Source organism: Dietzia aerolata (genome assembly GCF_014144865.1).
In the GTDB taxonomy this organism is placed as follows: domain Bacteria; phylum Actinomycetota; class Actinomycetes; order Mycobacteriales; family Mycobacteriaceae; genus Dietzia; species Dietzia aerolata.
Genome location: NZ_JAALDM010000153.1, coordinates 1 through 8,199, shown reverse-complemented (window position 1 = coordinate 8,199; position 8,199 = coordinate 1). Strand labels below are relative to the sequence as shown.

The 8,199-nt window shown below is 69.4% G+C and carries 9 protein-coding genes; 2 read left to right on the top strand and 7 right to left on the bottom strand.

What is annotated here, in order from left to right; all coding sequences use genetic code 11:
- The coding region (locus tag G6016_RS10095) for an adenosine deaminase family protein (protein WP_422110471.1) at positions 1-423 on the top strand (423 nt) is incomplete at its 5' end.
- 30 nt (positions 424-453) lie between these two features.
- Here G6016_RS10095 and G6016_RS10090 read toward each other — a convergent pair.
- The 4 genes from G6016_RS10090 to G6016_RS10075 all read right to left on the bottom strand — a co-directional run bounded on the left by G6016_RS10090 (position 454) and on the right by G6016_RS10075 (position 4,139).
- On the bottom strand, positions 454-978 hold the full coding sequence (locus G6016_RS10090) for a hypothetical protein (protein WP_182632537.1): 525 nt from the start codon (positions 976-978) through the stop codon (positions 454-456).
- A 63-nt stretch (positions 979-1,041) separates the two neighbouring features.
- On the bottom strand, positions 1,042-1,422 hold the full coding sequence (locus tag G6016_RS10085; RefSeq protein ID WP_182632536.1) for a DoxX family protein: 381 nt from the start codon (positions 1,420-1,422) through the stop codon (positions 1,042-1,044).
- Positions 1,423-1,455: 33 nt separating this feature from the next.
- The gene (locus G6016_RS10080; protein WP_182632535.1) at positions 1,456-2,484 is read right to left on the bottom strand and encodes an LLM class flavin-dependent oxidoreductase; all 1,029 of its coding nucleotides are present in this window, start codon (positions 2,482-2,484) and stop codon (positions 1,456-1,458) included.
- Positions 2,484-4,139: an AMP-binding protein gene (locus G6016_RS10075; protein WP_182632534.1), complete on the bottom strand. Its 1,656-nt coding sequence runs from the start codon at positions 4,137-4,139 to the stop codon at positions 2,484-2,486. The genes G6016_RS10080 and G6016_RS10075 overlap by 1 nt, the downstream gene beginning before the upstream one ends.
- Positions 4,140-4,368: 229 nt before the next feature.
- Here G6016_RS10075 and G6016_RS10070 point away from each other — a divergent pair, with 229 nt between their 5' ends.
- Positions 4,369-5,424 carry an NAD(P)-dependent alcohol dehydrogenase gene (locus G6016_RS10070; RefSeq protein ID WP_182632533.1) on the top strand — a complete coding sequence of 352 codons (1,056 nt, stop codon included), beginning with the start codon at positions 4,369-4,371 and terminating at the stop codon, positions 5,422-5,424.
- Positions 5,425-5,541: 117 nt separating this feature from the next.
- Here G6016_RS10070 and G6016_RS10065 read toward each other — a convergent pair whose 3' ends face one another.
- The 3 genes from G6016_RS10065 to G6016_RS10055 all read right to left on the bottom strand — a co-directional run.
- Complete coding sequence (locus G6016_RS10065; RefSeq protein WP_182632532.1) at positions 5,542-5,772, bottom strand: hypothetical protein; 231 nt, start codon at positions 5,770-5,772, stop codon at positions 5,542-5,544.
- Between the two features lie 45 nt (positions 5,773-5,817).
- Positions 5,818-6,060, bottom strand: coding sequence for a hypothetical protein (locus G6016_RS10060; protein ID WP_182632531.1), 243 nt, complete (start codon positions 6,058-6,060; stop codon positions 5,818-5,820).
- 264 nt (positions 6,061-6,324) lie between these two features.
- A partial coding sequence (locus G6016_RS10055; protein ID WP_182632530.1) for an ExeM/NucH family extracellular endonuclease occupies positions 6,325-8,199 on the bottom strand: 1,875 nt, incomplete at its 5' end.

The window sequence follows — 8,199 nt, the reverse complement described above, 5'->3', positions numbered from 1 at the left end:
GGGCTCGGCGTGGTGCCGCACGCGGGCGAGCTGGCCGGGCCCGAGGAGGTGCGGGCGGCGCTCGACCTGGGCGTGGACCGGATCCAACACGGGGTGCAGGCCGCCCGGGACCCCGCGGTGCTGGAGCTACTCGCCGAGCGCGGGACCTGCCTCGATGTGTGCCCCACGTCGAATGTGGTGCTCGGCGTCGCGCCCTCCCTCGAGGAGCACCCACTGCCCGCGCTGCTCGACGCCGGCGTCCGCTGCTCCCTCGGTGCCGACGACCCCCTGCTCTTCGGCGCCGACGTGGTGGACGAGTACGTGCTCGCCGAGGAGCGGATGGGGATCACGCCCGCGCGACTCACCAAGGTCGCGCGGACCTCCATCGAAGCGTCGTTCGCGCCCGCGGAGGTCAAGCGCGCAGCCCTGGCGCGACTGGCCTGAGCCGGGCGGGAGTGGCAGACGGCCGAGCCGTCAGTACAGGATGACCACCGCGTTCTCGCCGCCGCGGCAGATGATCCCGCCGTCGTTGTGGTTCTCGACGCAGCCCATCTCGTACCGCTGCCCCGTCGCGGGACTGAACGCCTCGACCATCGCGGGATCGCCGGGCCGCGCGGTGCGGAAGTAGGCCTGGTGGACCGCGACGGCAAACTCGCAGCTCGTAGCCTCGGATCCCCGCCCTGACCTGGGCAGGACCGCCTCGCCGGAGTCGCTGCACTGCTCCAGGACCGCGGGTGGCGCGTCCGAGGGAAGATCCGACGGACTATCCGACGACGACGACGAGGCGCCCCCACCCGTCCCGTCCGCGTTCACCCCGCTTACGTCTCCGGCATTCCCAGCTCCGCCGTCGGCAATCCCGCCGCCGACCGGATCGCGCATCAGCAGCAGGATCGCCACGGCCAGGCCGACCACCACCAGCGCCGACACCGACGCCGCGGCCACTACAGCTACAGAGGGACCCTGGCGCCAGCCGGAGCCGCGCTCACCGTCGCCGGTCACAGGCTTCCCCTGTCCCGCCGCTCATCAGTTAGCGCCGCTCATCAGCTCACGACCGGTGCGCTGTCACGCCGAGCGGCGGATCTTGTCGGCGGCCATGATCATCGGGATCTGCAGTGGCAGACGGCCCCACGCGATGACCTTGTACGGCCAGACCGGCTTGTTGCGGTAGGCGCGCACCATCTGCAGGTTGCCGGGGAACACGCCCACGAACAGGGCCGTTGCGGCCGCCCCGCCGAGTGCGCGGGTGTCGCGGTTGGCGAGCAGGCCGGCCACCGCGAGCTCGGCCACGCCGGAGCCGTAGGTCCAGGCGCGGCGGCTGCCGGGAAGTTCCGGCGGGATGAGCCCGTCGAAGGGCTTGGGCGCCACGAAATGCAGCACGCCCATCGTGCCGAGGGCGGCGGGCATGGCCCAGTACTTCACGGCCTTGGTGGTTGAGTACCTCATGGCCACGACACTACGACCCCGCGGCGTGGTGCGTTACCGGATCCCCGGCAGGACCACCTCGCCGAGCAGCCGCATCGACTCCCACGCCGCCTCCAGCGGAATGCCGCCGCACAGCGGGTGGGTGGCGAGGAGGCCGAGCTCGCCGTCGCGGACCCGTCGCACCAGGTCGTCCGGGGTCGCCACCACGTAGACGCCTTCGGCGCGCAGGTGGTCGACGGTGTCGGCCTCGGACTGCACGAACGAGCCGCGCTCGTCCCCCACGTGCCACTCGCGGTAGCCGCGCGCGTCGGCGAGGAGGTGGTGGCCGTGGCGCGACCAGAACTGGTCGGGGTCGGCGGCGCAGAACACCGTCGCGGGGCCGGGAACAGGGGCGACGACGAGGCCCGGCTCATGCCCATGCGCGCGGCAGGTGTCCCGGTAGAGCGTCTCGAGCGTCGGATCGTCGAGCTGCGGCTGGTAGTGCATGCCCAGTCGCCCGGCCCGCCGCGCGGCTGCCGCCCCACCGCCGAGGAAGATCAGCGGATGCGGCTGGGAGAACGGTCGCGGGGTGACCGTGAGCCGCTGCGAGTCCGCCGCCGGGTCGTCGCCCGAGTCGGCGGTCGGGTCGTCGACCGGGTCTCCCACCGGTTCCCCGCGCCAGGCGGCGAGCATCGTCGTGAGTTGGGCCTCCAGGCGCGCGCCGCGACCCCGCCACTGCCGCGAGTGCAGCGCGTACTCGGCTGGCCGGTAGCCGATCCCGAAGGTGTAACTGACCCGGCCGGCGGAGATGTGGTCCAGAACGGACAGGTCCTCGGCGAGCCGGACCGGGTCGTACAGGGGCGCTATGACCGCCCACACCGAGATCGGGATCCGGCTGGTCACGGCCGCGATGGCTGAGGCGGCGATGAGGGGCGACGGCAGGTAGCCGTCCTCGGACCCGTGGTGTTCGGAGAGGTTGACGGCGTCGAAGCCGGTCTCCTCGGCGTAGCGGGCCAGGTCGAGGGCCGCGCGGTATCGGTCGCTGCGCTCGGCCGGTCCGGCGCCGGGGGCGCGGAAGTCGAAACGCGTGACGACAAAGACCATCAGCGCATAACCGAGTAGGCGGTGCCCCGCTCCTCCCGCTCCCACCAGGTGTCGGGGGTCGCGGCGTCGGGATTCGCAGCGTCGCTGCTCCCTCCGCGCCCTCCGCCGACGCCCTGCGTGATCAGCTCGCGCTTGAGGATCTTGTTGGTCGCCGTGATGGGCAGCTCCGCGGCGAGCCGCACCCAGCGCGGCCAGCCCTTGGTCGACAGGTCCGCCTGCGCGGCGAGGAACTGCTCGAACTCAGCCGGGTCGAAGTCGGCGTCGTGACGCGGGACGATCGCCGCCGCGAGCTGGTCGCCCACCCCGCGCGGGTCCGGCAGTCCGTAGACCGCCACTCGGGAGGCTCCGGGGTGCCGCAGCAGGATCTCCTCGACGATGCCGGTGGCCATGTTCTCGCCGTCGACCCGCAGCCAGTCGCCGGTGCGGCCCGCCATGTAGATGTAGCCGTCCGCATCCCGATAGGCCAGGTCACCGGACCAGTATTTGCCGTCCCGGAGACGGTCGGAGGTGGCCTGCTCGTCATTGTAGTAACCCGAAAAGAAGCCTGCGCCTTCCGTATTCACGAGCTCGCCGACACACTCATCGAGATTGGTGACGGCGCCGTCGTCGTCAAATATCGCGCGGGGACATTCCTCGCCGGTGACGGGGTCGAGCACGGCGACCCCCGGGAACGGTTCCCCGATCGACTCGAGCGGCGAGTCCTCCGTGCGGACAATGATCACGGCGAGCTCGGTGGAGCCGTACGCGTCCTTGACGGTGCAGCCGAAGCGCTCGGCGAACGCGGGGATGTCCTTGGGCGCGGCCTCGTTGCCGAAGACCACGCGAAGGGTCGTGTCCGCGTCGTCCGGGCGGCGGGGCGTGTCGAGGATGTAGGCCAGCGGTTTGCCGACGTAGTTCATGTAGGTGACGCCGTAGCGGCGGACGTCGTCGCCGAAGCGGCTCGCACTGAATTTGCGGGCCAGCACCATCGTGGCGCCCGTCGCGGCCGCGGGCGAGAAGCCGACCATGATCGCGTTGGAATGGAAGAGAGGCATGGCCACGTACATGACGTCGTCGCTGGTCAGCTCGAGGTTTCCGGCCTGCATCTCGCCGGCCATACAGACGGTGAAGTTGCCGACCTTGACCGCCTTGGGGTCGCCGGACGTGCCCGAGGTGAAGATGAGCATGAAGGGGTCCGCGCCCGTCACCTCCGGCGGATTCGCGGGCGGCTGCGACGCCTCGACCAGCGCCGCCCACTGCTCCGAGTCGGTGTCGATCACGGTGGTCTGCCCCAGGTCCAGCCCGTCGAGCAGGTGCTTGAGCTCAGAGTCGGTGAGGATGACCTGGCAGTCGGCCTTGCGGATGTCGCGCGCCAGGCCCTCGCCGCGGCGGGTGGCGTTGAGCCCGACGGTGACGTACCCGCCGAGGGTGCCCGCCGCCAGCGCGTAGAGCATCTCCGGGGTGTTCTCCAGCAGGGTCGCCACGTGGCGGGGCCGGTCGGCGTCGGTGCGGGCGTTCTGCGACCACACCCCGTCGAGGACCTCCTCAATCGCGCCGGCCCGCTTGGCGGCGCCCTCGAGGTACTCGCGCCAGGTGATGGAGGTGTCCTCGTAGCGGATCGCCACATCGTCGTTCTCGGTGTGACGCAGGAGCTGTTCGCGGACGGTTTCGGCCATGGTGAGGGGTCCTTCGCGAGGGGGATGCGGGGCACCGGACGCTGCGCTGAGCGGGCGCGCGATGTGACCCACATCATAATCATGGGGGCTGACAGGCGTCAGGGAATCGACGTGGGCGGGGCGCCATCTCTCGCCAACACAACTAGTGTGGCGACGGGAGCCCGGCCACCCACCGCAGCTATTCCGGCCGTCCCGCACTCGACACACCCTCAACCCACGGGAGAGCAACATGGACGTCGCCGCCGTCACCGCGATCGCACCGGACGCACCGCTGGAGAAGACCACCATCCACCGCCGCGACACCGGCCCGCAGGATGTGCTCATCGAGATCGAGTTCGCCGGCATCTGCCACTCCGACATCCACCACGCGCGCGGCGAGTGGGGCCGCACCATCTACCCCGCGACGACCGGCCACGAGATCGTCGGCATCGTCCGCGAGGTCGGCTCCGAGGTCACCGGCCATAAGCTCGGCGACCGCGTGGGCGTGGGCTGCATGGTGGGCGCCTGCCATGACTGCGCCGCGTGCGAGGCCGGCCAGGAGCAGGAATGCCGGCAGGCGGTCATGACCTACGGTTCCCCTCTACCCGAGGACGACCCGGAGGGCCCGGTCACGCAGGGCGGATACTCCACACACATCGTGGTCGAGGAGCGCATGGTCGTCGCCGTGCCCGAGGGCCTGGACCCCGCGGCGGCCGCGCCGCTGCTGTGCGCCGGCATCACCATGTTCTCGCCGCTGCGTCAGTGGAACGTCGGCCCGGGCACGAAGGTCGCGATCGTCGGCATGGGCGGCCTCGGCCACGTCGGCGTGCAGCTGGCGGTGGCGATGGGCGCCGAGGTGACCGTGCTGTCCCAGACCACGTCCAAGCGCGACGACTCCCTGAAGTTCGGGGCCGTCGAGCACTACGCGACCGCCGGCGAGGAGGGCACGCAGACGCTCAAGAACCTGCGAGGCACTTTCGACCTCATCCTCAACACCGTGTCCGCGCCCCTGCCCCTAGACCGCTTCATGGGCACGCTCAAGCCGCGCGGGGTGTTCGTGGAGATCGGCATCCCCAGTGAGCCGATGTCGGTGCGCGCGGGCTCGGTGACAGGCGGCCGCAAGATCCTGACCGGTTCGATGATCGGCGGCATCCCCGAGACCCAGGAGATGCTCGATTTCTGCGCCGAGCACGGCATCACCGCGCAGATCGAACTCATCTCGGCGGACAAGATCAACGAGGCCTATGACCGCGTCGTCAGCTCCGACGTCCGCTACCGGTTCGTGATCGACGCCAAGACCTTCTGACGGGAAAAGATAAAGACCAAGAAGGTACGACGACGACAACACCGACCCGCTTCCTCTTCGCCGGAAAGCGGGTCGGTGTTGTCCGCTCTGGCGGACGTCAGCGATCGCATCCTGCGCTCACAGCCATCCGAGCCAGTAACCATCGATAAAGACGAAGACCCAGGTAGCCGCGACGAGATAGGTCGTTTCCTTCAACTGGTTCTCGTGCCATTCGTAGCCCATTCGCCGCTTGAACTCGGCCCACGTCTCAGCCCAATAGCCGGGCTCGGAGTCGAGTGCCGGATGCTCGTAAGCGCCTGGTACGCCGTCCGGATGCGACGCGCCTTTCTCGCCTTTGTCCACACTCACCCCGCTCTCTGCTTACTGAAAGCACGAATGGCCTATAAGCAGTCCTCAGGCCACACTCATTGCCACCCGAACAAGAAATTCCCAGACAAAAACCACGACTATGACCGCGACGCAGAGATAGACCCTTTCTTTAGTGCCGTTCTCGTGCCAGTTCTGCGCGAATAGCCGCTTGAATTCGGTCCATCTCTCGGCCCAGTAACCAGGCCCATCATCCGGCGCAGGATGCTCGTAAGCGCCTGGTGCGCCGTCAAGGTCGCCTGGCCGCCGATGCTGTTCGTCGTAGGACATGCCCCTCCCCCCCCCTCGCCGCCTGGTGCACGTCGTGGAACGTGCCGTCACCAGGCATGACGGGGCCGCCGGTCAGGTGGTTCCCTCGCGAGCAGAAATCACCGTCCAGGTCACGCCAGCATGCACAACGCCGGCCCGCCTCCCTCGAAGGGGAAGCGGACCGGCGCTGTCTGCTCAGGTGCCAGGCGGGGCAGGTACCACGCTGGTCGGGCGGGCTAACTCAGCCTTGTGCACTCAGGCGAGCATCACCGGGTGTGATTGCGCTCAGAATCCGAGGCTGCCGAAGACGTCGATCCGGGACAGGAGATCGCGCCACCAGCTGCCGCCGTTGTCGTCGTCGTCCCCATCGTCACCATCGTCGCCGCCGTCGTCACCACCGTCGCCGTCACCGGCGAGGTCCAGTCCGACGATCACGGGGTCGTGGTCGGAGGAGCGGAACTGGTCCGGCGCGTAGATCGCGTCCTGCGCGTCCTTCTTGAACTCGGTGGTGTAGTCGATGAGATCCGGCTCGTCCGAGTTGATCTTCCAGGCGACCGTGTCCGTGACGAACGGGTTCATGGCCTCGCTGGCCAGGGCGTGATCGAGGTGGCCGAGCTGGCCGTCGAAGACGTAGGTGTAGGCCTCGTCGCCCTCGGCCTCGCGGAGGGTGTCCACGTAACCGGCCTCGACCAGCGCCTGGATCGGATCCTCCATGGCATAGGCGTTGAGGTCACCCATGATCAGCGTGCGATCGACCGTCGACAGGGCCTCGTCGTCCTCCATCCAGTCCGCCAACGCGCGGGCCGCGTTGGTGCGGGTGCCGTTGCAGTTGCCCTGGCCGTTCGGGTCCTCGGGGTCGCCGAGCTCGTCACAATCCGAGCCCTTGGACTTGAAGTGGTTGACCGCCACCGCGAACTGCTCGTCGGTGCCGTTCTCGGCGAAGACCTGCGCGAGCGCCGGGCGGTTCTTGGAGGTGATGAACCGCGGGTCGACGCTCTCGTCCAGCACGCGGTGCTCGCCGACCGGGGTGACCGCGGCGGGCTTGTAGATGAGCGCCTGCGTGATGGCGTCCGTGCCGAGCTCGCCGGTCTCCACGTGAGCGTAGGTGCCCTCGCCGACCTCCGCGTTGAGTGCCTCAACAAGTGTAGTGATGGCCTCGGAGTTGTTCTCGATCTCCATCAGACCGACAACGTCGGCGTCCATGCCGGCCAGCGCTGCGACCAGCTTGTCCTGCTGACGCTGCAGGTCCTCGGCCGTCAAGGCGCCACGCGCGTTGGAATCCTCCGAGCGGAGGGTGGTGAAGTAGTTGAGGACGTTGAGCGAGGCGACCTTGAGCGGTGCGTCGACGCCGTGCGCGCCGGGGCGCTCGTTGGCCGGGACGTGAGTGGCGCCCTGGGTGGGCTGGATCGCGAAGTTGTCGAAGCGGTAGTCCAGCACGCCCGTCACGCCGTCCAGCTTGTCGCCGATGCGGAAGCGGTGGTCGATGGTGAACGGCGTGCCGTCCGGGTGCAGGGCCGGATCCGGATTCTGGGCACTGCGGCCGTCGTCGATCATCAGACGGTCCGCGGCGTTGGCCTCGGCCAGCGCGACGGCCTCCGGCGAGCCCGGGAGGTGGATGTTGGTCGGCTGGAACTGGCGGTCGGAGGAAACCACGATCTGGCCGTAACGGTCGTAGTTGAACGCCTCGATCACCGTGGCCTCCGCGGCCAGGGTCGTGCGCATGCCCTCGAGCGACTCGAGGTCGACGTCCAGCGGCAGGGCGACCTCGACCGGCGCGGGCAGCGGGGCGTCGGTAGCGCACTCGAGCACGGCCTCGGGGCTGATCTGGGTCATGCCGTAGTACTCGGCGACCTCGCCGAGGACGCGGATCTCGTCGCCCACCTCTACAGCCGGAGAGGTGGAGTAGACGAAGATGCCGTCGGAGGTGGCGGCGTCATCGTCGCCGTCATCCTGGACGTAGTAGCCGCCGAAGCCGCCGTCCTGGAAGTCGCCCACCACGACGCCCTCGATCACCTGGTCCTGGCCCGCGACCGGGGAGGTGGCGCCGGGGCCCTGGACGGCGCCGATGGCCGCGGCCTCGTCGCCGCACTCCCCGATCGGGGCCTCAGGGTCGGGGTCACCGGGATCGCCCGGGTCGCCGGGGTCACCCGGGTCGCCGGG